Annotated in this window: 16 protein-coding genes; 7 read left to right on the top strand and 9 right to left on the bottom strand. The window is 63.6% G+C overall.

What is annotated here, in order from left to right; translation table 11 throughout:
- Nucleotides 1-50 precede the first annotated feature (50 nt).
- From H9K76_RS10525 to H9K76_RS10515, 3 genes are all read left to right on the top strand, one after another.
- The gene (locus H9K76_RS10525) at nucleotides 51-1,562 is read left to right on the top strand and encodes a helicase HerA-like C-terminal domain-containing protein (RefSeq protein ID WP_187600147.1); all 1,512 of its coding nucleotides are present in this window, start codon (nucleotides 51-53) and stop codon (nucleotides 1,560-1,562) included.
- A 126-nt stretch (nucleotides 1,563-1,688) separates the two neighbouring features.
- Nucleotides 1,689-2,393: a glutathione binding-like protein gene (locus H9K76_RS10520; RefSeq protein WP_187600145.1), complete on the top strand. Its 705-nt coding sequence runs from the start codon at nucleotides 1,689-1,691 to the stop codon at nucleotides 2,391-2,393.
- An 18-nt stretch (nucleotides 2,394-2,411) separates the two neighbouring features.
- Nucleotides 2,412-3,377, top strand: coding sequence for a threo-3-hydroxy-L-aspartate ammonia-lyase (locus H9K76_RS10515; protein WP_187600143.1), 966 nt, complete (start codon nucleotides 2,412-2,414; stop codon nucleotides 3,375-3,377).
- Nucleotides 3,378-3,407: 30 nt separating this feature from the next.
- On the opposite strand, the gene H9K76_RS10510 is transcribed toward H9K76_RS10515, so the two are convergent.
- The 3 genes from H9K76_RS10510 to H9K76_RS10500 all read right to left on the bottom strand — a co-directional run bounded on the left by H9K76_RS10510 (nucleotide 3,408) and on the right by H9K76_RS10500 (nucleotide 6,627).
- The gene (locus H9K76_RS10510) at nucleotides 3,408-4,088 is read right to left on the bottom strand and encodes an aspartate/glutamate racemase family protein (RefSeq protein ID WP_187600141.1); all 681 of its coding nucleotides are present in this window, start codon (nucleotides 4,086-4,088) and stop codon (nucleotides 3,408-3,410) included.
- A gap of 36 nt (nucleotides 4,089-4,124) precedes the next feature.
- Complete coding sequence (locus tag H9K76_RS10505) at nucleotides 4,125-5,585, bottom strand: MFS transporter (RefSeq protein ID WP_187600140.1); 1,461 nt, start codon at nucleotides 5,583-5,585, stop codon at nucleotides 4,125-4,127.
- Between the two features lie 166 nt (nucleotides 5,586-5,751).
- Entirely contained in the window at nucleotides 5,752-6,627 is an 876-nt protein-coding gene (locus tag H9K76_RS10500; protein WP_187600138.1) for a MurR/RpiR family transcriptional regulator, read from the bottom strand.
- Between the two features lie 240 nt (nucleotides 6,628-6,867).
- Between H9K76_RS10500 and upp the strand changes: the two genes are divergently transcribed.
- Entirely contained in the window at nucleotides 6,868-7,509 is a 642-nt protein-coding gene (gene upp / locus H9K76_RS10495) for a uracil phosphoribosyltransferase (RefSeq protein ID WP_187600136.1), read from the top strand.
- Between the two features lie 82 nt (nucleotides 7,510-7,591).
- The gene (locus H9K76_RS10490; RefSeq protein ID WP_187600586.1) at nucleotides 7,592-8,206 is read left to right on the top strand and encodes a GNAT family N-acetyltransferase; all 615 of its coding nucleotides are present in this window, start codon (nucleotides 7,592-7,594) and stop codon (nucleotides 8,204-8,206) included.
- Nucleotides 8,207-8,309: 103 nt separating this feature from the next.
- Here the strand turns inward: H9K76_RS10490 and H9K76_RS10485 are convergent, their stop codons facing one another.
- The 3 genes from H9K76_RS10485 to sbcB all read right to left on the bottom strand — a co-directional run bounded on the left by H9K76_RS10485 (nucleotide 8,310) and on the right by sbcB (nucleotide 13,325).
- The gene (locus tag H9K76_RS10485; protein ID WP_187600134.1) at nucleotides 8,310-10,796 is read right to left on the bottom strand and encodes an AI-2E family transporter; all 2,487 of its coding nucleotides are present in this window, start codon (nucleotides 10,794-10,796) and stop codon (nucleotides 8,310-8,312) included.
- 149 nt (nucleotides 10,797-10,945) lie between these two features.
- Nucleotides 10,946-11,812: an NAD-dependent protein deacetylase gene (locus tag H9K76_RS10480; protein ID WP_425489698.1), complete on the bottom strand. Its 867-nt coding sequence runs from the start codon at nucleotides 11,810-11,812 to the stop codon at nucleotides 10,946-10,948.
- A 73-nt stretch (nucleotides 11,813-11,885) separates the two neighbouring features.
- A complete protein-coding gene (gene sbcB / locus H9K76_RS10475; RefSeq protein ID WP_187600132.1) occupies nucleotides 11,886-13,325 on the bottom strand; it encodes an exodeoxyribonuclease I in 1,440 nt (479 codons plus the stop codon).
- A 66-nt stretch (nucleotides 13,326-13,391) separates the two neighbouring features.
- Here sbcB and H9K76_RS10470 point away from each other — a divergent pair, with 66 nt between their 5' ends.
- Together H9K76_RS10470 and H9K76_RS10465 are read left to right on the top strand one after the other, a co-directional pair.
- Nucleotides 13,392-14,822 (top strand): lytic murein transglycosylase, encoded by a 1,431-nt coding sequence (locus H9K76_RS10470; RefSeq protein WP_187600130.1) that lies wholly within the window; start codon nucleotides 13,392-13,394, stop codon nucleotides 14,820-14,822.
- A 114-nt stretch (nucleotides 14,823-14,936) separates the two neighbouring features.
- Nucleotides 14,937-15,803: a hypothetical protein gene (locus H9K76_RS10465; RefSeq protein WP_187600128.1), complete on the top strand. Its 867-nt coding sequence runs from the start codon at nucleotides 14,937-14,939 to the stop codon at nucleotides 15,801-15,803.
- Between the two features lie 144 nt (nucleotides 15,804-15,947).
- On the opposite strand, the gene clpA is transcribed toward H9K76_RS10465, so the two are convergent.
- From clpA to dnaE, 3 genes are all read right to left on the bottom strand, one after another.
- A complete protein-coding gene (clpA, locus tag H9K76_RS10460; protein ID WP_187600126.1) occupies nucleotides 15,948-18,290 on the bottom strand; it encodes an ATP-dependent Clp protease ATP-binding subunit ClpA in 2,343 nt (780 codons plus the stop codon).
- A 60-nt stretch (nucleotides 18,291-18,350) separates the two neighbouring features.
- Nucleotides 18,351-18,707 carry an ATP-dependent Clp protease adapter ClpS gene (gene clpS / locus H9K76_RS10455; protein ID WP_425489690.1) on the bottom strand — a complete coding sequence of 119 codons (357 nt, stop codon included), beginning with the start codon at nucleotides 18,705-18,707 and terminating at the stop codon, nucleotides 18,351-18,353.
- Between the two features lie 98 nt (nucleotides 18,708-18,805).
- A complete protein-coding gene (gene dnaE / locus H9K76_RS10450; RefSeq protein WP_187600124.1) occupies nucleotides 18,806-22,351 on the bottom strand; it encodes a DNA polymerase III subunit alpha in 3,546 nt (1,181 codons plus the stop codon).
- Between the last annotated feature and the right edge of the window lie 103 nt (nucleotides 22,352-22,454).

Genomic DNA, 22,454 nt, shown 5'->3' with positions numbered 1-22,454 from the left:
GCCCGTGATTTTACTTTTGACTTCGAATCCCTACTTTCTCGATCATCGCCATGGCTGAACCTCTACTCATCGCACAGCACGACTCCGTCCAATGCCAATTGTTGCCGGGGCTTGCCAACCGCCACGGCCTGATCACCGGCGCCACCGGCACCGGCAAGTCCGTCACCCTGCAGAAGCTGGCCGAGGAGTTCTCCCGCATCGGCGTTCCGGTGTTCCTGGCCGACGTGAAGGGCGACCTCACCGGCATCAGCCAGACCGGCAGCATCGGGGAGAAGATGGCGGCCACGCTCAAGGAGCGCGGGCTGCCTACTCCGGAACCTCTGGCCTGCCCCACCACGCTGTGGGACGTCTTCGGCGACCAGGGCCACCCCGTGCGCGCCACCATCTCGGACATGGGCCCGCTGCTGCTGGGCCGCATGCTGGACCTGAACGACACCCAGATGGGCGTGCTCAACCTGGTGTTCAAGATCGCCGACGACAACGGCATGCTGCTGCTCGACCTGAAGGATCTGCGCGCCATGCTCACCTACGTGGGCGACAACGCAAAACAGTTCACGACCGAGTACGGCAACATCAGCTCGGCCAGTGTGGGAGCCATCCAGCGCGGGCTGCTTCAGATCGAGCAACAGGGCGGCGACAAGTTCTTCGGCGAGCCGATGCTCAACATCCAGGACTTCATGCAGACAGTGTCCGGCAAGGGGGTGATCAACATCCTGGCGGCCGACAAGCTCATGAACTCGCCCCGCCTGTATGCCACCTTCCTGCTGTGGATGCTGTCCGAGCTGTTCGAGCAGTTGCCCGAAATCGGCGATCCGGAGAAGCCCAAGCTGGTGTTCTTCTTTGATGAAGCCCACCTGCTTTTCAACGAGGCACCCAAGGCGCTGCTCGAGCGCATCGAACTCGTCGTGCGGCTGGTGCGCTCCAAGGGCGTGGGCGTGTATTTCGCCACGCAGAATCCACTCGACATTCCCGACAGCGTGCTCGCACAGCTTGGCAACCGTGTACAGCACGCGCTGCGTGCCTTCACCCCACGCGACCAGAAGGCGGTCAAGGCCACGGCCACGACCATGCGCCCCAACCCCGGACTCGACATCGAGGCTGCGATCACCGAGGTGGGGGTTGGCGAGGCGCTCATCAGCTTCCTGGACCCCAAGGGCCGACCCACGCCAACCGAGCGCGTCTACGTGATTCCGCCGGGAAGCCAGATCGGCCCGATCACACCCGAACAGCGCAAGGCCCTGATGAGCAGTTCGCTGGTCGCGGGCATCTACGACACCACCGTCGACCGTGAATCCGCCTACGAGATGCTGCGCGGTCGCGCCGACGGGCAGGCGGACAACGCCTCCGTCATCAAGGGTCAGGCAGGCCAGGCGGGCGCCGACAGCGGCATCATGGGCGAACTCAGCAATGTGCTGTTCGGCAGCACCGGACCGCGCGGCGGCAAGAAGGAGGGGCTGGTGCAGACCATGGCCAAGTCGGCCGTCCGCACCATGGGCACGAACCTGGGCAAGGAGATCCTGCGCGGAGTGCTGGGCGGGCTGATGGGCGGGCGGAAGAAGTAATCCGACCTGCCACAGATGGCGCCATGAGGCGGGCAAGCAGCCTGTCTTTGCGGGCAGGCGTCCGCGCCTCGTTCGCCGTTGCCTCCTTGCGCCCTCCCCCATCCTATCGATTGGAGACCTGAAAGAATGATCGACCTGTACTACTGGACCACGCCGAACGGCCACAAGATCACCCTCTTCCTCGAAGAGGCCGGGCTGCCGTACACGATCCACCCCGTCAACATCAGCAACGGGGAGCAGTTTGCGCCGGACTTTCTGAAGATCGCGCCCAACAACCGTATCCCGGCCATCGTTGACCAGTCCCCGGGCGATGGCGGCGCCCCGATCTCCCTGTTCGAGTCCGGAGCCATCCTGCTGTATCTGGCGGACAAGACCGGGCGGTTCATTCCCCAGGACCTGCGCGGCCGCAACGACGTCATCCAGTGGCTGTTCTGGCAGATGGGCGGGCTCGGCCCGATGGCCGGCCAGAACCACCACTTCGTACAGTACGCTCCCGAGAAGATTCCTTACGCCATGGAGCGTTACGTCAAGGAAACCAGCCGTCTCTATGGCGTGCTGGACAAGCAACTTTCCGATGGCCGGGACTACATCACGGGCAAGGACTATTCCATTGCCGACATGGCAAGCTACCCGTGGATCGTGCCGCATGAACGCCAGCAACAGGATCTTGCGAAATTTCCGCACCTCAAGGGATGGTTCGAGCGCATTGCCGCCCGGCCGGCCACACGGCGCGCCTATGAACTGGCCAAGACCGTCAATGTCGCGCCCACCGTCGACGAAGCAGCCAAGAAAGTGCTCTTCGGACAGGACGCGTCCACCATCAAGCGCTGAAAAGGACACACAGAGGCTATGAGTACCACGCTTCCCACCTACGATGATGTGCAGGCCGCCGCGGCCCGGCTGAAGGGCGTTGCGCATCGCACGCCCGTGATGCGCTCGGCAACCGCCGACGCACTGCTTGGCGCCGAACTGTTCTTCAAGTGCGAGAACCTGCAGCGCATGGGCGCATTCAAGTTCCGGGGCGGCTACAACACGCTGGCACAGTTCACGCCCGAGCAGAAAAAGCGCGGCGTGCTGGCCTTCTCGTCGGGCAACCACGCCCAGGCCATTGCACTTTCCGCCCGCATCCTGGGCATGCCCGCCGCCATCGTCATGCCCGAGGACGCCCCGGCCGCCAAGCTGGCTGCCACGCGCGGCTATGGTGCGGAGGTCATCACCTATGACCGGTTCACCGAGGACCGCGAAGCCATCAGCCAGCGCATTGCCGGGGAACGCGGCATGACGCTGGTGCCCCCGTTCAACCACCCGCATGTGATCGCGGGCCAGGGCACCGCGGCAATGGAGCTCCTTGAGGAAGTACCCGGCCTCGACTACCTGTTCGCCCCGCTGGGCGGCGGCGGGTTGCTGTCAGGCACCCTGCTGGCCGCCAAGGCCCTGGCACCGCAATGCAGGGTCTACGGGGTCGAGCCCGAAGCCGGCAACGATGCCCAGCAGTCGCTGCGCAAGGGCGAGATCGTGAAGATCGCCACCCCCAAGACCATCGCCGACGGTGCGCAGACCCAGGCCCTGGGGGACATCACCTTCGCCATCATCCGCCGCGACGTGAGCGACATCCTCACCGCCAGCGATGCGCAACTGGGCGAGGCCATGCGCTTCTACGCCGAGCGCATGAAGATCGTGGTCGAGCCCACGGGCGCGCTGTCGTTCGCGGGGGCACGCCATAGCGGCCTGGATCTCAAGGGAAAGCGCGTGGGCTTCATCATCAGCGGAGGCAATGTCGACCTGGCGAGCTACGGGCAATTGCTCGCCGGTTGACCACAACTGCCCGCTGATTGCCCGCGTGCCTCAGCCCGGCGCCAGTGCCTCCAGAGGCGCGGGCTCCATCAAGCTCAGCAGCCGCCGCACCGCGGCCGAAATCGGCGCAATGATGGGCACGTTGAACCGAGGGGCCAGTTGCAGCGCAGCCTGCCCCAGCGGCCCGCCGCCGATGATTACCGCCTCGGCACCATCCTCGTCGATGCACTGCCGGACGGCGTGGGCCAGGGCTTCCTCCAGCGCCTTCGGATCGGAGGTCAGCGCGCGCGGGTCGCCCGGTGTCAAGCGGATCCCCGTGAACAGCCCGGAGAGGCCCAGGTCCCGGGCCTTGCCGTTGATGGCATCGGCCAGATCGGGCGTGACGGTGGCGACCGCGAATCGCCGCCCGCCCTGGGCGGCCTCCAGCATGGACGATTCGCAGATGCCGACAACCGGCACCTTGGCCGAGCTGCGGACCCGATCGAGGCCCGGATCGCCAAATGCACTGACGATAATGCCCGACCAGCTTTCAGCCTCCGCCGTGCGCCAGGTGGCCTCCACTTCCAGCGCCGCCGCATCGAGCTCCTTCTGATTCACGATCATCGAGGGTGCATGCCGGGCGGTCAGCCCGCTGACCGACACGCCGGGCGGAGCTTCCTCGGCGGCAATATGGACCATCATCGACGTGGTGGCCTTGGATGAGTTCGGGTTGATGACCAGAATGTTCCGCATTCGAAAGATTTCCTGAAATCGTGGTGGGCCGCTCGATCAACGAGGGGTTGGCTGGGCCACCGCAGCGGCGGCCGTCGGTTGTTGCTCGGTGTCCCCTTCCAGCGGCATCGCGTCCGGCGACGTGCCATAGGTTTCGGGCACGCTCTGAATGCTGATCACGAAGATCGCGTACATCGCTGCCACCATGGAGAACACACCCGCCAGGCCCACCGAGTCCAGCAGCCTGCCAGCCACCAGCGGCATGAACGCGCCACCGGCCGTGCCCGTGGCGAGGATGAAGGCCGTTCCAAACGCACGAACGCGGGTGGGATAGAGCTCGGGAGCGAAGATCCAGATGGTGGTATTGAGAAGCAGCACGAAGAACTGGAACACGGCACCGGCGGCCAGCAGAACGACGATGTTCTTGGCCAGGAAGCCGATCGACAGCGCGGCAAGGCAGGCACAGACCGCTCCGATGGTCAGCACGCGCTTGCGGGGGAAATGAAAGCCCAGTGCGGATGCAGCGATCGCACCCAGCAGGCTGCCGCACTGCATCACCATCGTGAACATCAGGCTCTTGGAGATGGAGTAGCCCAGCGTCACCAGGATCGTCGGCATCAGCGTGAGCACGGAGATCTGTGCTCCATAGGTCATCCAGATCGTGATGCACAACGGGATCGTTCGGCGAGCAAGGGCCCCGCGGAAGATCTCGGTGACGCGCACCTTGGCCTTGGACTCCGGTGGCACCACGCCATCGTCGGCAATGTAGTCCGTATGCGGGATGTTCTTGCCCGACAGGCGGCCGGCCGCGAGCTTGGAGAGCACCTGATTGGTCTCCTTCACGCGCCCCTGCGACAACAGGAAGCGCGGCGTCTCGGGAATGTACCGGCGATAGAACGCACCCAGGATCGCGGGCACCATCAGGCACACGAACAGCCAGCGCCAGTTGTTGTCTCCCGGGAAAAGCCAGAACACCAGCAAGCCGAAGCCCGGTGCCAGAAAGTTGCCGAGGCCCCCTGCCGCCACGTTGACCGTACCGATGGCCACGCCGCGGGCCTTGGTCGAGCAGAACTCCGCCAGCATGGTCACCGCGATCGCAATCTCGCCGCCCAGGCCGAAGCCGACCACGGCACGTCCGATGGCCATGACCGTGAGATTGGGCGCCATCGCGCAGATGCCCGCGCCCAGCGTGAAGAGCAGCAGGTCGATGCTCAGCATCACCCGGCGCCCATAGCGGTCGGCCACATAGCCCGACACCACCCGTCCGATGGCGGCGGCGGCAAAGGTCACGGTATTGAGCATGCCGATGTGCGCCGCATCCAGCCCCCACTGCTCACGCAGCATCGGGCCCACGATGCCGACCGCGTTCTGCTCGAAGGCATCGAAAAGGCACCCGATCAGGATCAGGAAGATGATGGTGTGGTGCGACCGCGTGACCCCAATCTGGTCCAGCGCGTTGTCGAGCTGGGCCACCTTGGGAGAACTGGGGAGCGATGAGAGCTGAGGTCCGCCTGCCATAAGAGACTCCGATTGCGTTCAGTGTTCTAGGAAAAATGTTTCCAGATAAATTTCAATCTGAAAATCAATTTTCAATCACGACAGAAATTTTCCCCCGAGGGCAAACCCTCGATCCATCGCGTTTGCATTGAAATTGCCTCAGGCTGCGATTTCGCGCAGCAAAGCCTCACAGCTCTTCGAGGTCCTCGTGCAGCAGCTCGATGCCGGCCAGACGCCTGCGCCCCGCCGCACCGGCGCTCTCGACCACCATGGTGGAGATCAGGTCGCACAACGCCATCACCGCTACATGGTTGTCGAGCGAGCCGGGTCCCGCGCACTGGCACTGGATGGACCAGGTGGCCTCGCGGCGATCGGGCGACATGGCGTCGCTGATGAAAAGGATTTTGCAGCCCATCCTGGCGCCGGCCTCCAGCAGGCCAGCCATCTGGCGCGTCTGGCGGCGGATACCGAACACCACGAGGCAATCCTGCGGCGTGAGCCCGGCCAAATGTTCACCCAGCGATTCCCCCGGTCCTGGAATCACCGTCACGGATGCAAGCACCTGCAGCATCTGCCATCTCAGGTAGAGGGCAAAGCCGTGGCTGCCCCGTGTTCCAAAGATCAGCACGCGTGGAGCCCGGACCAGCGTGGTGACGATGTCATGCATCTGCGCGTCGCTCAGTTGCGCAAATGTGCGCGCCAGATTCGACTGTGACTGCTCCAGATGCACCGCGATCAGGCTTGCCTGCACCTTCGCCGGGTTCATGGCGCCTGCGGCACTGCTCTTGGCAGCCTGGAACAGCGGGGAACCTGATTCCTTTTCCCGCCGGACATCGCGCTTGGCTTCGTCATAACTCGCATAGCCGAGCCGCCGGATGAAGCGGCTGACCGTGGCATTCGACACCCCCGCGAGCGATGCCAGTTCGCTGGCCGTGTAGCTCGCCAGTTCACCAGGGAACTCCAGCATGAAATCCGCCAGCTTGCGCTCCGTCGCAGACAATGCCTCCAGTTGGCTGCGAACGCGCCGGACAAAGGAGTTGGCGGAAGGTTTGGATTGGGGCATGGGCCGGTGGCTTACTGGAATGTGGGATGGAGGTCGTATCGTAAGGCAGATGAATGCCTCGGACGCCGATCTACGCACCTCCCCGTCTCTGCCAATCAGCGAGGCCTACAGGCTCTATTGCGATAATCGCTCACGCCGCCGGCCGACCAGGGAAGAGAAATTTCCACCCCGCAGCCAGAGCAGGCATCGCTTTCTGGCAGACTCGGTGCCCAGTTTTCATTTCGCACAACAAAAACATCCATGACCAACAATACCGCCAAAGTCACCGTCATCACCCATCCGCTGGTCCAGCACAAGCTCACGCTCATGCGCAAGAAGGATGCGAGCACCAACAGCTTTCGCCGCCTTCTGGGCGAGCTGAGCACGCTCATGGCCTATGAGATCACGCGTGACATGCCGCTGCAGGACCTCGAGATCGAAACGCCGATGGAAAAGATGACCGGCAAGGTCATCGACGGCAAGAAGCAGGTGCTGGTCTCGATCCTGCGTGCAGGCAACGGCTTTCTCGACGGCATGCTCAACGTGATTCCAGGCGCACGCATCGGCCATATCGGCTTGTACCGCGACCCCGAGACGCTGCAGCCGGTCGAGTATTACTTCAAGATGCCCTCCGAAATGCAGGAGCGTGACATCATCGTGGTGGACCCGATGCTGGCTACCGGCAACTCCGCTGCCGCGGCCGTCGACCGCCTGAAGAAGCTGAACCCGCTGTCCATCAAGTTCGTCTGCCTGCTGGCGGCCCCTGAAGGCATTGCGACCATGCAGAAGGCACATCCCGACGTGCCGATCTTCACCGCCGCCATCGACCGAGAACTCAATGACCACGGCTATATCCTGCCGGGCCTGGGCGATGCGGGTGACCGCATCTTCGGCACGAAGTAATAAGTAATCACCCGGCCAACAGGGCCGCAACCTCCAACTCCCGGGCGTGACACAGCAACCATCCTCACCTCTTCCCTTCGGCATCCGGGCGCACACGGTCGTCCCCGGGGAGAGGCTGTGCTCCGACCGTGTGCGCCTCAGGCAGTGGGGCCGTGATGATTTCGCGCCGTTCGCCACATTGAACTGCGACCCGGAGGTCATGCGGCATTTCCCGGCGCTGTTGTCTCGCGAACAGAGCGATGCGCATGCCGCGCGCATACGCGCGCTCATCGAGGAACGCGGCTGGGGCTTCTGGGCCGTGGATTCGCGGCAGGAAAATGGCGGTCCCCGATTCATGGGCTTCGTGGGCCTGCACATCCCGCAGGCCGACCTGCCCTTTTCCCCTTGCGTGGAAATCGGCTGGCGCCTCGCGCGTCCCTATTGGGGGCGCGGGCTTGCGAGCGAAGCGGCCGCCCTTGCCATGCGCGTCGGCTTCGAAGTCCTGAACCTGCCGGAGATCGTCGCGTTCACCGCCCTCGAAAACCTGCGCTCCAGCAATGTGATGAAGCGCCTGGGCATGCTCAGCGACCCGGCCGAAGACTTCGATCACCCTTCGGTCCCCGAAGGCCACCCGGTGCGCAGACATTGTCTTTACCGCATCACGCGCGATGAATGGGTGGCGCGGGCGGGCCAGTCATTGCGACTGCAACAAGGCTGACGACAACGATTGACAGGTTTGCGCTTCACGCAGCCTCGGCCACAGGCTGCCGGAAGTGTTGACGATAAGTGTTGACGATCTCAGGAAGACGCAGGAACGCCCCTCACCCCGGTACGTCCTGCCCCACCGTCGCAGAATTCTCCTTGGGTGGAGATTGCCTGGCCTCGGGCAGATCGATGCCCTTCCACTCCTGCATCACATCGTTGGCCATGGCCTGCAGCAGGCGCATCTCGCGGTCCCCGAGTTCACGGGGGCGGGAATCAACCAGGCTCAGCACGCCGATCGGGAAACCGGATTTCTCGCGTATCGGTGCGGACGCGTAGAAACGCGCTCCCACCGATTGGATGATCGGATTGCCTGCAAAGCGCGGGTCGTGCAGCAGGTCATGCACCTGCATGGGTTCATCGCTTGCGATGGCAAACGGACCCAGTGCCTGTGCACGCTCGATGGAGGCCTGAAAGCGACGCGGCTTAGCCTCGGGCAGCGACTCGTCGCTTTGCACGCGCAGGCCTCCGTGCATCGCCGTCACATGCTCGGTCGTCGCGTCCACCAGCGACACGTAGGCCAGCGGAATGTCGAAGATGTCCGAGGCGCGCTTGGCCATCTGCTGGCTGAGTTGTCGGAATGGTTCGCTGTCCATGGCCCCGCTGGCGTCAAGTGCCTTGCAGCGCTTCTCGTCGTTGCGGGGAATGGGGGCGGGCTCGAACGACTCCGAATCCCCGTCGCCCAGCCATTCGCGCAGGCACGCCACCACCGTTCCATAGGACAAGGCGACGCGATCCGCGCCGAGGCTCTCGGCCAGGGCCGTCAGCTCTTCCTCCGTGAGAGGCTCTGCGAGATTCCAGAAATGCAGCACGATGCCCACGTCGGGCCACGCGCGGCGGATACGGCGGCACAGTGCCCTGGCGCCCGCCCTCGGCTCGGACGACATCCAGCTCACGCAGACCACGTCACCGCGCGCCAGGTCCGGGCGCGCCACCGCGCTCTGGCTGGACAGCACATCACTGTCTGCAAGCCTCGCTGCGTGGCCCTCGAGCTGCACGCCGTGCGCGACCATGCGCGCAGCCAGCTGGTCGACCTCCGATTTGCCGCCCATGCACAACACGTGCGCGACCGGGGACAGTTTCCCTGCCGGGTATTGCTCCTCCAGTTCATCGAGCACCTCATCCATGCCATCGACTACACGCAGCCGGTGTTCGGCCGTCGCGGAGCGCGCATGGTCTCCCACCGCCATGCGCAGCACCGCCGCGCCGACGTCACTGTAGAAGGCTGCGGGAGAATCGCCGCCGCCCTCCACAATGCGCAGGCTGATGTCTCCCGCCTCGTCGGCGTCGCCGGCCAGCAGGCGCTGGTAGATGCGCGTGGGCTCGTCCAGCACCGGCTGGCTCCCCAGCAACACGTCGAGGAACGAGAGCTGCGGCAGATAGCGCCCGATCACGAGCAGGCACACGGTGAGCGGCGTGGACATGATCAGGCCGATGGGGCCCCACATCGCCGTCCAGAACGTGGCGGCAAAGATGAGCGACATGGCCGACAGGCCGGTGCTCGATCCGTACAGCCAGGGTTCGACGATGTTGTTGCTGATGAGCTCCAGCACCACGATGAGGGCTGCCGTCCACAGCACGAGCTCCCAGCCCGGCGCGACGGCAAACGCCAGCGCGAGCGGGAATACCGCGGAGATCAGCGGGCCCACATAGGGCACGAAACGCATCACCGCCGCCACCGCCCCCCACAGCAGGGCTCCGGGCACGCCGATGAACCAGAGACCGGCCGCCATCGGAATGCCGTAACTCACGTTCACCAGCAACTGCATGCCCAGGTAGCGGGAAATGCGCGCACCCGCCTCGTCCAGTGCGTCGGTGGCCCGGTGCAGGTTCTGCCCCCACAATCGCAGCAGCCGATCACGCAGGTCCTCTCGATCAAGCAGGATGAAGATCACGAACACCAGCACCAGAGCTGCATCCGACAGCGGCCCGCCCAGGCGTGCCAGCGCAGCCCGGGCCTGATCTACCGGGGAGAGCTCAGAGGGAATCACCTGCACCTTCTGCACCGCGGGCTTGCGCTTGCCATTGGCGGATTCGGCTGCGGCTGCTGCCACTTCGCTCTGCACCACGTCGAACGTCTTGCGTGCCCCTTCGAACATGCCGGGGGCCCGAATCTGGGCTCGCAGGCCGCGCAGCTTGCCCCGGATGTTCGACTGATAAGAGGGAAGCTCGGCACTGAGCACGCGTACCTCATTGCCCACAAACAGGCCTGCCACCCCCAACACCAGCAACGCAGCCGCCACCACGCTCACCACCGCAATCACCTTGGGCAGGCCCCAGCGCTTGAGCCTCATGACCACGGGGTTGAGCACAAAGCTCAAGAGCAAGGCCAGTGCCAGCGGCACGAGTACCAGTCGCCCGAAATACAGTGCCGCAATGACCAGCGCGGCGATTCCGAGGCTGACGAACACGCGGATGCCAGTGATGGGAAGATCGAGCGCTCCCACGCGCGCGAGGGCCGAGCGTGCACCAAGCCGCTCGGCCTCCGTGGCGGGCCTGTCGGCCTGGCGGCGCACGCGCGCAGCCGCACCGGAGCCCGTGCTCATGCCCTGGTTTGTGTCCATCCCGGACGATGGAGGTGGATCTGCGGGTGTGTTCTGTTCTGCTGGCATCGTATGGCTGCTCGCCGACTGTTCCTTGTCACTCGATCCCACCGATGCGAGTGACTCGAAGCGAAGCTAACAAGATTCGGGATTCACTGCTGTAGGAGGGAAGCGGCAACCCGCAGAGTCCGTCCGACATCGCCGGTCAGCTTCAGTGCGAAAAGGTCATCGGCACGGGTCACGCCCTGGTTCACTGCCGCTACAGGAATACCGGCATCACGCGCGGCCAGGGTGAAACGGTAACCCGAGTAGACCATCAACGACGAACCCAGCACCAGCATCGCACGCGAGCGAGTCAGCGCCTGCAGTGCCCGCTGAACGCGCTCGCGCGGCACGGACTCGCCATAGAACACGACATCCGGCTTGAGCATCGGGGAGCCGCAACAAGGACATGGCGGGATCACAAAGCGGGAGAAATCCACCGCCTCGAGATCCGCATCGCCATCGGGCGCGCTGAGTGCGGAAAGTGCGCTCCAATCCGGGTTCAGCTCCACCAGTGCATCCTGCCACTGGCCACGCGAAAAGCGGATCTCGCAATCCATGCAGCGCACCACGTCGAGCCGGCCGTGCAGATCGACCACCTCGCGACTGCCTGCAGCACCATGCAGGCCATCGACGTTCTGGGTCACCAGCAGCTCGATCAGCCCCTGTCCCTCCAGGCCGGCCAGCACCTCGTGCGCGAGCCCGGGCGTCGCTCGGCCGAAGGTGCGCCAGCCCACCAGGCTGCGCGCCCAGTAGCGCTGCCGGGTGAGCTCACTGCCCATGAAGGCCTGGTAGGTGACTGGCTGGGGGCGCTTCCATTGCCCCTTCACGTCCCGATAGTCCGGAATACCGCTGGCCGTGCTTACGCCGGCGCCGGTCAGGACCAGCAAGCGAGGATGGTTTGCGATGAACCGTGCAAGCTGCCCCGCGTCCTGCTGCACGCCCGACAGATCCGATACATCGGCCATGCCGGCCATGCTCTGCATGCCCTGCGACACGGCAACAGCCTGCGTATCGCTCATGATGCCCCCAGCCTGCGGTTCAGGACCGTCATGACAGATCCGGCGAGATCGACTCGGCATAGTCATACACCGCCTCCAGCAACGCGGAGGCTCGCTCGTCGGCCTCGCCGCCCAACTCATCCAGCTGGGCAAACAGCATGTCGAACGTGCGCGATCCGCTCACGCCCTCCATGAGAACCTCCTGGCGATGCATTTCCCAGCGCTCCTGATCCTCAGGAGAAAGTGTCGCGGGAAAATTACGCGCCCGGTAACGCCAGAACAGTTCCGCCAAGCGCGGGTCATCAAAGCCCGTGCGTGCCGTAGCCAGGTCCTCGGGCGACAGCGAGCGCAGATGATGGAGACGCCTGCGATCCTCGTTTCCGACAAAGCCGCCGTAGAGGTCCTGGTCCACATCGAGCGGCTCTGCTGCCGGGCGCTTGAAGACCTGGGCCCAGATGGCACTCATGTCGGGTAGCTCGCGCGCCCGTTGAGCGTTCTGCGCCGCGGCCTCCAGGTCGAGACCCCAGCGTTCCGCCATCTGCGCAGACAGGGTGTGCACGTTGCCCACGATCATGGGAGACTTGTTCAGGTGGATGGTCTTGATCGGCAAGCGCGTCATGCCCTCCGGCAGTTCCGCCGCCTTGCTGAACATGCGCAGGCGGATCGTCTCCACGTCGAGATCCACGAGCTCGCATGGATCGTGCGACAGGTCCCAGGCAAGCACCTCGTTCTTGTTAGTGGGATGGCTTGTGAGCGGAAACATCACCGCCAGGCAGCCTCGATCGGCCGGAAACATGCCGGAGACATGCAGGAAAGGCCGCGCCTGGTCGATCGAGGCCGGCAGCCGCAACTCGGCGATCACGCGGTCCTTCTTGTGCAGAGAAAGCGCATAGTCGAACAGCTTGGGCTGGTGCTGCCGAATGAGCCGCGCAAGCGCAATGGTGGCGCGTACGTCAGACAACGCATCGTGCGCGGCCTCGTGCACCAGGCCATTGGCCCTGGTCAGGTGCTCCAGCCTGAAACTGACCTGGCCCTCCTCGTTCAGCGGCCACTCGATGCCTTCCGGTCGCAGCGCGCGCGTCATGCGCACCACGTCCAGCAGATCCCAGCGCCCGCACTGGTTCTGCCATTCGCGCGCATAAGGGTCGATCAGGTTGCGCCAGAACATGTAGCGCGTGATCTCGTCGTCGAACCGGATCGTGTTGTAGCCCACACCAATGGTGCCTGGACGGGCCATCTCGGCTTCGATGCGCGCCGCAAATTCGCTCTCGGGCAGGCCCTTCTCCAAGCACAGCTGCGGCGTGATGCCCGTGATGAGGCAGGAGACCGGATCGGGCAGGTAGTCGTTGGCCGGCCGGCAATAGATCATCACCGGCTCGCCGATCTCGTTGAGTTCGGCATCGGTACGGATGGCGGCAAACTGCGCGGGGCGATCACGGCGGGTATTCGTGCCGAAAGTTTCGTAGTCGTGCCAGAGAAAAGTGTGCATGTAAAAAATTGCAGTCGAGTGCTGGAGCAGTCCCAAGTATGCCTTTGCAGCCCGCACAATAGGCGCATGCACGTCATTTACCCAGAATCCAGCCCATCGAAACCAACGGCCACCCAGCGACGGGCCGGATCGGCCATCAGCGTGCTGGCCCTGAGCATTGTTCTGGGTGCCTGCTCGTCCGCGCCAAAAAGCGCAGCCCCGCAGCCGGGAGCCGCACCTTCCGGCGCGCCGGTTCCTGCGCCAGTGCCCGTGCCCGTGCCTGCACCCACGCAGCCTGCGCAGCCAACGTTGCCCGCCGCACCGGAGCCAGGCGCTCCGGCAGTCGCTGCTCCTGAGACTCCTCTTCCCTCCCCCTCCGGGCCCGCCAGGCGTCAAAGCTTCGCCCAGTGGCTCAAGGCCTTCGAACAACGCGCAGCCGATGCCGGAATCACCGACAAGACCATCCGCCAGTCGCTGAGCAACGCCCAGTTCATCCCGCGCATCGTCGAACTCGACCGCGCCCAGCCCGAATTCACGCGCCCGCCATGGGCCTATATCGATGGAGCGGTCTCGCAGCAGCGCATCGACCAGGGCAAGACGCTGATCCGCAAGTACCAGAACACATTCAAGGCCGCCGAGCAGCGATACGGCGTGCCCGCATCGGTGATCACCGCCATCTGGGGCATGGAGAGCAATTTCGGAAAGAATTTCGGCAGCTTCCGCGCCGTCGATGCACTGGCCACCCTCGCCTATGACGGCCGCCGCTACGAGTGGGCCAGCCGGGAGCTGCTGATCGCGCTGAAAATCATCGACCGCGGCGACATCCCGGCGTCGCAGATGCTGGGCTCCTGGGCCGGGGCTATGGGGCATACGCAGTTCCTACCCTCGGCCTACCAGCGCTTTGCCGTCGATGCCGACGGTGACGGCAGACGTGACATCTGGGGCAGCATCCCCGACGTGATCAACTCCACGGCCAACTTCCTCGCCCAGTCCGGATGGAAGACGGGCGAAATCTGGGGAACCGAAGTCCGCCTCCCAACCGGCTTCGACTTCGCCCGGGCCGAGGTCAAGGTATCCCAGCCGGCATCCGCATGGGCCGCCGAAGGTGTCCGCAGCCTGGATGGAAGCCCGCTGCCCAGCCTGGAAGAGGCATCGATCATCACGCCGGCGGGAGCCCGAGGACCCGCCCTTATGATTGGTAACAATTTTCGAACGCTGCTCAAATACAACAATTCGAACAACTATGCACTCGCTGTGGCGCTCATCGCGCAGCAGATCGATGGCGGCACGGGCCTGGCTTCCAGCTGGCCGCGCGAGCTCGAGCCGCTCTCGCGCAGCGAAGTAAAGGCATTGCAGGAAGCGCTGAACGCCAAGGGCTACGAGACAGGCACCCCCGACGGTGTCGCAGGCCCCGCCACGCGGGTCGGACTGCGCGAGTACCAGAAGAGCGTAGGCCTGCCAGCAGACGGGTATCCGACCAAGGATCTCTTGAAAGCCCTTCTGGGCCAGCCCGGATAAGCCCGTCCGGCGAACAGTTGCCTGCGAGCAACTTCCTTTACCATTGATGATTCAGCGGATACCATCCGCCCGCGACTCATTGTCCCTATTGTTTTAACCCTCAAGGAAATCTGAATGCCTAAATTTGGCCGTCTTCTCGTATCCGCCGCCATTGCCGGCCTCTCTTTGCCCGCACTGGCAGTCCTGCCCCAGGCTGGACTCTGGGCCATCGGAGGAGAACTGAACGGTGGACCAGGACGTGGAATCCAGCTGGACCGCCAGAACGGCCAGACCATTGTCCTGTCGTATTTCGGGTACCGCGAAGATGGTTCGTCCATGTTCCTGCAAGCCGGCGGCAAGATGGCGGACGGCAAGACCTTCACCGGCGACCTCGTTGAGTACAAGAATGGCATCGCACTAGGCGGCAGTGCCAAGAACGCCGAACTCGCCAAGAACTATGGCGCCGTCACTGTGACCTTTGACTCTACGGTCACTGGGACCATCACGCTGCCTGGTGAGAAACAGGCCAGCTTCACCCGCTTCACCTATGAAGACCTCGAAAAGCGCCTGAGCCATGAATTCAATGTGATCTATACGCCACTGTTGGGCAAAAACGGCGCGCAGTTCGTTGGGGACCTGAAGCTGACGGCCAAGGATGGCACGTTGAAGGCGGAGTTCTCCATGATCACGAACCCCGATAAGCCCTACTACCCTTCGGTTTGCACCTACGAAGGCGATCTGACACCAGCGGGTACTTCTTTCCGCTCGGTCGGCACTCGTAGTTGCGTAGACGACCCTAACCCAACCAAGTTCCGTTTCGAAGACTTGACGATCAGCGAGTACGGCACAGTCAGCGCACGCACTTATCTCACCACACCGCGTCAGGGTGAAGTCGCTCAACTGATCAACGGCATGTGCCTGTCAGCAGACCCGGTTGTCATTGCGCGAACCTACTGCACTCCCAAGGAACTCGGCCTGACCGCCGCAGACATCGCAGAGTAAGCAGCCTTTGCCACCTTGCTTGCCTGAGCCGCATGCCGCGGCTCATGTCGAGGAGGCCAACTACCGGCGCCTCTTCAGATAAAAAAAGACCGCTACTCCTTCGAGCAGCGGTCTTTTTTTGCCTGGACTGGCTCGGCTATACCGTCAGTCCGCCGTGGCCTCTTCCGGTTCGGCCGGTTCGGACTTCGTGCGATCCCGCTTCGGCAGCGGCGTGATGTCCAGCTTGACCTCGGAAGTCTCGTTGCCCTTGTCGTCCTTGCCGTGTTCGATATCGACCGTGAGGCGGCCGCCATCGGTCAGCTTGCCGAACAGCAACTCGTCAGCCAGAGCACGACGGATCGTGTCCTGAATCAGGCGCTGCATCGGGCGCGCACCCATCAGCGGGTCAAAGCCCTTCTTCGCCAGGTGCTTGCGCAGCGTGTCGGTGAAGGTGACCTCCACCTTCTTCTCGGCAAGTTGCTGCTCAAGCTGCAGCAGGAACTTGTCCACCACGCGCAGGATGATCTGCTCATCGAGCGGCTTGAAGCTCACGATCGCATCCAGGCGGTTGCGGAATTCCGGCGTGAACAGGCGCTTGATGTCGCCCATCTCGTCGCCAGCCTGGCGCGGATTTGTGAAGCCGATGGTGGCCTTGTTCATGGTCTCGGCGCCCGCGTTCGTCGTCATGATGATGATGACGTTGCGGAAGTCGGCCTTGCGTCCGTTGTTGTCCGTCAGCGTGCCGTGGTCCATCACCTGCAGCAGCACGTTGAAGATGTCCGGATGCGCCTTTTCGATTTCATCGAGCAGCAGCACCGCGTGCGGCTTCTTGCTGATGGCCTCGGTGAGCAGGCCACCCTGGTCGAAGCCGACATAGCCCGGAGGCGCGCCGATCAGGCGGCTCACCGCATGGCGCTCCATGTACTCCGACATGTCGAAGCGGATCAGGTCCACGCCCATGATGTAGGCGAGCTGCTTGGCCGCTTCGGTCTTGCCAACGCCCGTGGGGCCGCTGAACAGGAACGAGCCGATCGGCTTGTCGCCTTTGCCCAGGCCCGAGCGTGCCATCTTCACCGCGGAAGCCAGCACCTCCAGGGCCTTGTCCTGGCCGAACACCACGCTCTTCAGGTCACGTTCGAGCGTCTGCAGCTTGCTGCGGTCGTCGTTCGAGACGTTGGCGGGCGGGATGCGCGCGATCTTGGCCACGATCTCCTCGATCTCGGCCTTGCCGATGGTCTTCTTGCGCTTGCTTGGCACCTGGATGCGCTGGGCAGCGCCGGCCTCGTCAATCACATCGATGGCCTTGTCGGGCAGATGGCGGTCGTTGATGTACTTGGCCGACAGCTCAGCCGCTGCCTGCAGGGCGGCCACGGCGTACTTCACGCTGTGGTGCTCCTCGAAACGCGATTTCAGTCCCTTCAGGATGTCCACGGTCTCGGCCACGGTGGGCTCCACCACATCCACCTTCTGGAAGCGGCGGGACAGCGCGGCATCCTTCTCGAAGATGCCACGGTATTCCGTGAACGTGGTCGCGCCGATGCACTTGAGCTGGCCGCTCGACAGAGCGGGCTTCAAGAGGTTCGATGCGTCCAGCGTGCCGCCCGACGCAGCCCCTGCGCCGATCAGCGTGTGGATCTCGTCGATGAACAGAATGGCGTTGGGCTTGTCCTTGAGCGACTTGAGCACGCCCTTGAGGCGCTGTTCGAAATCACCCCGGTACTTGGTGCCGGCCAGCAGCGCACCCATGTCGAGCGAGTACACGGTCGCCTCGGCGAGGATCTCCGGCACGTCGTTCTGGGTGATGCGCCATGCCAGGCCTTCGGCGATGGCCGTCTTGCCCACGCCGGCCTCACCCACGAGCAGCGGGTTGTTCTTGCGGCGGCGGCAGAGGATCTGGATGGTGCGCTCGACTTCGTACTGGCGGCCGATCAGCGGATCGATCTTGCCTTCCTTCGCGGCCTGGTTCAGGTTGAGCGTGTACTGCTCGAGCGGCGACGCCTTTTCATTGCGCTCCCCGCCACCTTCCTCGGACTCAGGCTGGCCCTCGGGCTTTGCCGGTTCCGGCGGCTCGCCCTTCTTGATGCCATGGGCAATGTAGTTCACCACGTCCAGGCGCGTGACGCCCTGCTGGTGCAGGTAGTACACGGCGTGCGAATCCTTTTCGCCGAAGATCGCGACCAGCACATTGGCGCCGGTGACTTCCTTCTTGCCATTGCCCGTGGATTGCACGTGCATGATGGCGCGCTGGATCACACGCTGGAAGCCCAGCGTGGGCTGTGTGTCGACCTCGTCAGATCCTGCGACCTGCGGGGTGTTGTCCTTGATGAAATTGGTGAGCGAGGCGCGCAGATCATCGATGTTCGCGGCGCATGCACGCAGCACTTCGGCCGCACTTGGATTGTCGAGCAGCGCGAGCAGCAGGTGTTCCACGGTGATGAATTCGTGGCGCTGCTGGCGAGCTTCGACGAAGGCCATGTGCAAGCTGACTTCCAGTTCCTGGGCAATCATGTGAGAACTCCTTTTTCGCTTGCGTTTCAAAGATGAGTGATAGATCGGGGGCCTTGGCGATTATTCAACTGGCTCGCTCACACATTGCAGAGGATGCCCCGCCTTGTGTGCCGCGTCGAGCACCTGCTCGACCTTCGTTGCTGCCACATCACGGGTGTAAACCCCGCAAACGCCTTTTCCATCAAGGTGAATCTTGAGCATGATCTGCGTAGCAGCCTCCCGGTCCTTGTAGAAGAACTCCTGCAGCACCACGACAACGAACTCCATCGGGGTGTAGTCGTCGTTCAGCATGACGACCTGGTACATCCTGGGTGGCTCGGTGCGCAAGGTGCGCCGCTCCAACACCACCGAGCCGCCCTCTTCCTGCAAGGGCCTGGGCGGAGGGGGTTTGGGACTCGAGGGAGGTTTCGTTGCCATGCAGATTATTCTAGCGAGCTTGATTCACTGGTTTGGGATTCAATTGGAGCCATGTTAGTGAATTTCAAGCACCACTGCCGAAGAGCGTATTTATGCGCTCACCCGTGGTCGTAGACCACGGAGACCGCGTCGGAACCCGCCATGCTGCTCCAGGCCGCCAGTGCTGCGTCGGTGGGAAAGAAGCTGCTGGCCTCGCCCAGACTGAGCTCGGCCTTGGCCGCGCCGCGATCCGAGGTGATATGCATGTCGAGGCGCACGCGCAGCCCGCGTCTCAAGGTTTCCCCGTGCTCCGTCTCCTCCACCTTCGCCGGGAACTCCCGCACGATGGAGGCCACGTCCGGCACGCTGCCGTTGCACGCCACGCGCAGGTACTTGCCGTACCGGGCGCGGGCGCCCGCCAGGTCCGAGACCTGCAGCACCTTCACCCGGAGTCCCCCGCTGAAATGGTCCAGTTGCAGGCGACCGGAGACGATGACGAGCTCGTCATCCTTCAGGGGCATGGAGGCGTTGAGAACTCCCTCGTCCGCCGAGGCCTCGATCACCTTGGATTTGTCATCAATCTTGAACAGCGCCAGCTTCCCGCGTTGACCATTGATGACACGATAGTCGGTGACGATGCCGGCGATAGTCTGCACCTCCCGGTTGTCCTGCAGCTCGTCGATGGGCGTGCGGCAGAACTTGCGCACCTCGAGCGCCACCTCGTCGAACAGGTGCCCCGACAGGTAGAACCCGATGGCGGTCTTCTCCTGCGTCAGGCGCTCCTTGATACCCCAGGGCAGCACATCCGCCATCTCGGGTTCCTTGGTGCTGGAGCCCTGCGCATCGTCGCCCATCATGTCGAACAGGCCGCACTGGTTGGCGTTGGCGTGGGTGGCCGCGGCGAACTCGAAGGCCGTGTCCAGCGTGGCGATCAGGGCCGCGCGATTGAGCTGGATCGCATCGAATGCGCCGGCCTTGATGAGCGCCTCGACGGTGCGCTTGTTGATGCGGCTGCGGTCCACGCGCACGCAGAAGTCGAACAGGCTGGTGAACGGCCCCTTCACATGGCCTTGCGGGCCCTCGCCCAGTCCCTCCCGGGCGGCAATGATGGCCTCGATGGCCGCCTGCCCCGTGCCCTTGATGGCGCCCAGCCCATAGCGGATCACCTTGTCCGTAACGGGCTCGAAGCGGTACATGCCCCGGTTCACGTCCGGCGGCTCGAAGGTCATGCCGAAATTCTTCACGGCGTCTTCGTACAACACCTTGAGCTTGTCGGTATCGTCCATTTCCACGGTCATGTTGCCGCAGTAGAACTCCGCCGTGTAGTGCACCTTGAGCCAGCCGGTGTGATAGGCCAGCAGCGAATAGGCGGCAGCGTGCGACTTGTTGAAGCCGTAGCCCGCGAACTTCTCCATCAGGTCGAAGACCTCGTCCGCCTTCGTCTCGTCGATGCCCTGCTTGGCCGCACCCTTGCGAAAGATTTCGCGGTGCATGACCATTTCCTCGAGCTTCTTCTTGCCCATGGCACGGCGCAGCAAGTCGGCGCCGCCGAGGCTGTAGCCGCCCAGCACCTGGGCGGTCTGCATCACCTGCTCCTGGTACACCATGATGCCGTAGGTCTCCGAGAGCACCGTCTCCACCAGCGGATGCGGGTACTCCACCACCTCCTTGCCGTGCTTGCGGTTCACGAAGCTGGGGATCAGATCCATCGGGCCCGGACGGTACAGCGCGTTCAACGCAATCAGGTCCTCGAGACGGCTCGGACGCGCCTCCTTGAGCATGCCCTGCATCCCGCGGGATTCAAACTGGAACACGGCTTCGGTCAATCCGTCGGAGAACAACCGGTAGGTGGGGGCATCGTCGAGCGGAATGTCCTCGAACGCGAAGTTCTCCTTGCCCTTGTGGCGCTTCTGGATGAACTCGCGCGCGATCTCCAGGATGGTCAGGGTGGCCAGACCCAGAAAGTCGAACTTCACGAGGCCGACGGCTTCCACGTCATCCTTGTCGTACATCGCCACCGCGGAGTCGCTGCCGGGCTGCTGGTACAGCGGGCAGAAGTCCGTCAGCTTGCCGGGCGCGATCACCACGCCGCCCGCGTGCATGCCGATGTTGCGCGTCACGCCTTCGAGCTTCTGCGCCATCTCGATCACGGTGCGCACGTCCTCTTCGTTGCGCACCCGGTCATAGAGAATGGGCTCCAGCTCGAGCGCATAGTTGTTCTTGTCGCCGTCCTTCTTCTGCTCGGGTGGATACGCCAGCGTGTAGCTCATGCCCGGCTTTCCGGGCACCAGCTTGGAGATGCCATCGCAGAACGTGTAGCTCATGTCCATCACCCGGCCGACGTCGCGGATCGCGGCCTTGGCCGCCATGGTGCCGAAGGTGGCGATCTGGCTCACGGCGTTCTTGCCGTACTTCTGCTTCACGTAGTCGATCACGCGGTCGCGGTTGCCCTGGCAGAAATCGATGTCGAAGTCAGGCATCGACACGCGTTCCGGGTTCAGGAAGCGCTCGAACAGCAAGGCATATTGCAGCGGATCAAGGTCGGTGATCTTGAGCGCATAAGCCACCAGCGAGCCCGCACCCGAGCCGCGGCCGGGTCCCACCGGACAGCCATTGTTCTTGGCCCACTGAATGAAGTCGCCCACGATGAGGAAGTAGCCCGGAAAGCCCATCTGCAGGATGGTGTGCAGCTCGAACTCCAGCCGCTCGACGTAGCGCGGGCGGTTTCTGTCCCGCTTGGCCTCGTCCGGGAACAGGTAGAGCAGGCGCTCCTCCAGGCCCTGGTAGGACGCATAGCGGAAATAGTCGTCGATCGGCATGCCGTTCGGCGTGGGGAAATCGGGCAGGCGCGGCTTGCCCAGCACCAGTGTCAGGCTGCAGCGCTTTGCGATCTCGAGCGTGTTCTCTACCGCCGACGGAATATCCGCGAACAGAGCCTGCATCTCGGCGCTGGTCTTGAAGTACTGCTCCCGCGTGAAGCGCTTGATGCGGCGCTGGTTGCCGAGGATCTCGCCATCGGCGATGCACACGCGCGCCTCGTGCGCTTCGTACTCTTCGGCGCTCGCAAACTGGATCGGGTGCGTGGCCACCACCGGCAGGTTGAGCCGGCTGGCCAGTTTGGCGGCCTGGATCACGTGCGATTCGTCGTCACTGCGTCCGGCACGCTGTATCTCGATGTAAAAGCGGTGCGGGAAAATCTTGGCCAGACGCAACGCCGTGTCCGTGGCACCGGCCTCGTCGCCGCGCATCAGCGGCTGGCCCACGGGTCCGGCCTGCGCACCGGCCAGCGCGATCAGGCCGTCGTTGAGCTCCTCAAGCCATTCCCACTTCACCAGCGGCACGTTCTTGACCACATTGCTGGTCCAGGCGCGGGCGAGGATTTCCGACAGGCTGAAATACCCCTGGTTGTTCTGAATCAGCAGAACCATTCGGGCGAAGGCACTGCCGTCGGCCTCCGTGGGGACACTGATTTCCGCGCCGATGATCGGCTTGACGCCCTTGCCACGGCCTTCGCGGTAGAACTTGACGGCACCGAACGTGTTGTTCAGATCGGTGAGAGCCATTGCAGGCTGGCCATCCTTGGCGGCCGCCTTGACGATCTCGTCGATACGTGTGGTTCCGTCGACGACGGAGAATTCGGTGTGTAGGCGCAGGTGAACAAACATAGGTGGGTCGATTGTAGAAACTTGCGGGCGTTCCGTTTGGCTCGCAAAGACCGGAAGGGTCCGACGGCGCATACAATGACCGTTTGCCAACGATTTGCCGCTC

This window comes from Diaphorobacter ruginosibacter (assembly GCF_014395975.1).
GTDB lineage: Bacteria > Pseudomonadota > Gammaproteobacteria > Burkholderiales > Burkholderiaceae_C > Diaphorobacter_A > Diaphorobacter_A ruginosibacter.
The sequence above is the reverse complement of the archived record's forward strand: the minus strand, read 5'-3'. Positions and strand labels throughout refer to the sequence as shown.

What these genes read in the sequence shown, in the direction of transcription:
- H9K76_RS10465 (WP_187600128.1), top strand. Translation starts at nt 14,937, where the DNA reads ATGCCTAAATTTGGCCGTCTTCTCGTATCCGCCGCCATTGCCGGCCTC.
- H9K76_RS10485 (WP_187600134.1), bottom strand. Translation starts at nt 10,796, where the DNA reads ATGAGCACGGGCTCCGGTGCGGCTGCGCGCGTGCGCCGCCAGGCCGAC.
- dnaE (WP_187600124.1), bottom strand. Translation starts at nt 22,351, where the DNA reads ATGTTTGTTCACCTGCGCCTACACACCGAATTCTCCGTCGTCGACGGA.
- H9K76_RS10520 (WP_187600145.1), top strand. Translation starts at nt 1,689, where the DNA reads ATGATCGACCTGTACTACTGGACCACGCCGAACGGCCACAAGATCACC.
- H9K76_RS10505 (WP_187600140.1), bottom strand. Translation starts at nt 5,585, where the DNA reads ATGGCAGGCGGACCTCAGCTCTCATCGCTCCCCAGTTCTCCCAAGGTG.
- H9K76_RS10500 (WP_187600138.1), bottom strand. Translation starts at nt 6,627, where the DNA reads ATGCCCCAATCCAAACCTTCCGCCAACTCCTTTGTCCGGCGCGTTCGC.
- sbcB (WP_187600132.1), bottom strand. Translation starts at nt 13,325, where the DNA reads ATGCACACTTTTCTCTGGCACGACTACGAAACTTTCGGCACGAATACC.
- H9K76_RS10515 (WP_187600143.1), top strand. Translation starts at nt 2,412, where the DNA reads ATGAGTACCACGCTTCCCACCTACGATGATGTGCAGGCCGCCGCGGCC.
- clpS (WP_425489690.1), bottom strand. Translation starts at nt 18,707, where the DNA reads ATGGCAACGAAACCTCCCTCGAGTCCCAAACCCCCTCCGCCCAGGCCC.
- clpA (WP_187600126.1), bottom strand. Translation starts at nt 18,290, where the DNA reads ATGATTGCCCAGGAACTGGAAGTCAGCTTGCACATGGCCTTCGTCGAA.
- upp (WP_187600136.1), top strand. Translation starts at nt 6,868, where the DNA reads ATGACCAACAATACCGCCAAAGTCACCGTCATCACCCATCCGCTGGTC.
- H9K76_RS10510 (WP_187600141.1), bottom strand. Translation starts at nt 4,088, where the DNA reads ATGCGGAACATTCTGGTCATCAACCCGAACTCATCCAAGGCCACCACG.
- H9K76_RS10480 (WP_425489698.1), bottom strand. Translation starts at nt 11,812, where the DNA reads ATGGCCGGCATGGCCGATGTATCGGATCTGTCGGGCGTGCAGCAGGAC.
- H9K76_RS10470 (WP_187600130.1), top strand. Translation starts at nt 13,392, where the DNA reads ATGCACGTCATTTACCCAGAATCCAGCCCATCGAAACCAACGGCCACC.
- H9K76_RS10525 (WP_187600147.1), top strand. Translation starts at nt 51, where the DNA reads ATGGCTGAACCTCTACTCATCGCACAGCACGACTCCGTCCAATGCCAA.